The following is a 1603-nucleotide window of genomic DNA, read 5'->3' on the forward strand; positions in this document are numbered from 1 at the left end:
CAAAATTTCAAAGTGTACTGATGAGTACACTTTGAATGGGTTCTAACACCCGAATTTCGTATATGAGATTTTATGTTAAATTTTTGGTGGTGTTTCAAAAAGTATGCTGGCATTAAACGAATCCATTATTGATATAAAAGAACGCTAAATCAAAGGCTTTGTAATGATTTTCAAGCTTTTTGGAGAAGTTGCAGCTTCTCCTAAAGCCTCGCCTGATCCGATGCCGTAATCGACAATTATTGCCTTCTATACCCACAGTGAAAAATTTACCAATCAACTGTTTGCATTCTTTAAAGGTCGTAACAAAGCTATCCCAATGGTCACTTGATATACATGTATAGCTTACACCTAACTGCTTCAATTTTAATTTAAGTCGTTTTGCAGTGGCTAAATCTCGGTTACCCCATACATAAGCAACAATTTCACCTGTTTCTCGATGATAGGCATAAATTAGCCATTGTTTATTTTGCTTATGACCAACAAAAGTCCAAAACTCATCTACTTCAAGGGTTTCATAATGACTTTGCTGTGCTCGAAGTTGATATTTTGATTGGCTAAGTGTCCGTAGAACTTTACCGATACTTACTCTTTCAATTTCTGCTATATCCCTGACACCACTGCCTCGCACCATGAGGTGTAATATTTTGGTTTTGATACCTGAGTGACAGCCTTGATAACTGAGAGCATGATCACCAATAAATTGACGTCTGCATATTTTACATTGGTAATTTTGCTTACCATCTACTTTTGTGCCATTTTTCTTTATACTGTCACTTAGGCAGGCTGGACACTTGATTTCTAGAGTTATTCGCATTTCTCTATTTTATCAAAATCCAACCTGCTTTTTTTCAGCATACTTTTTGAAACACCACCACAACTGTTAATGCTGAAAATAGAGCTTATACTCAACTTATTCGTCCATAATATATAAATTCACAATATTTAAAAGCTGGCTCATTTCAGTAAAAGTCGCAAGATTTTTCATTTTCACAAGGCTTTCCTTTAGAATAGGCGCATCTTATTTCTTAGCTTTGATTTCTCAATGATTCAGTTAGACCAGTTATCTATACGTCGCGGTGGACGTGTTTTATTTCAAAAAGCGTCGATGCAGTTACACCCAGGATGGAAAATTGGCCTAACCGGTGTCAATGGTGCCGGGAAATCGACCCTGTTTTCAGCTTTGCTTGGTGGCATGGAGTCAGACACCGGTTCGTTGACCCGTCCTGCGGTATGGACCGTGGCGCATATGGCGCAGGAAATCAAAGCGCTGAATATGAAAGCCATTGATTTCGTCTTGTCCGGCGATGAAGAATACTGGGATATTCAACAGAAACTGGAGCAGCCAGATCAGCTGGATGATGCAGAACTGGCCCATTTATATGGCCGTTTTGATGAAATTTCAGGTTATTCTGCGCCGGCCAAAGCTTCGCAACTGATGGCCGGTCTGGGCTTTTTTGAACATCAATCCCAACTGGATGTTTCAAGTTTTTCTGGTGGCTGGCGCATGCGCCTGAATCTGGCGCGTACCCTGATGAGCCGTTCCGATTTACTCCTTCTTGATGAACCGACCAACCATTTAGACCTGGATGCCATTCTCTGGCTC

2 protein-coding genes are annotated in these 1603 nt (G+C 40.3%); one reads left to right on the top strand and one right to left on the bottom strand.

Annotated elements, in window-relative coordinates; translation table 11 throughout:
• Positions 1–112: 112 nt before the first annotated feature.
• On the bottom strand, positions 113–814 hold the full coding sequence (locus tag FTV32_RS16945; RefSeq protein WP_154320143.1) for an IS1 family transposase: 702 nt from the start codon (positions 812–814) through the stop codon (positions 113–115).
• A gap of 228 nt (positions 815–1042) precedes the next feature.
• Here FTV32_RS16945 and FTV32_RS16950 point away from each other — a divergent pair.
• The coding region (locus tag FTV32_RS16950) for an ATP-binding cassette domain-containing protein (protein WP_180029149.1) at positions 1043–1603 on the top strand (561 nt) is incomplete at its 3' end.

This window comes from Acinetobacter sp. YH16032 (genome assembly GCF_013417345.1).
Taxonomy (GTDB): domain Bacteria; phylum Pseudomonadota; class Gammaproteobacteria; order Pseudomonadales; family Moraxellaceae; genus Acinetobacter.

What these genes read in the sequence shown, in the direction of transcription:
- FTV32_RS16945 (WP_154320143.1), bottom strand. Translation starts at nt 814, where the DNA reads ATGCGAATAACTCTAGAAATCAAGTGTCCAGCCTGCCTAAGTGACAGT.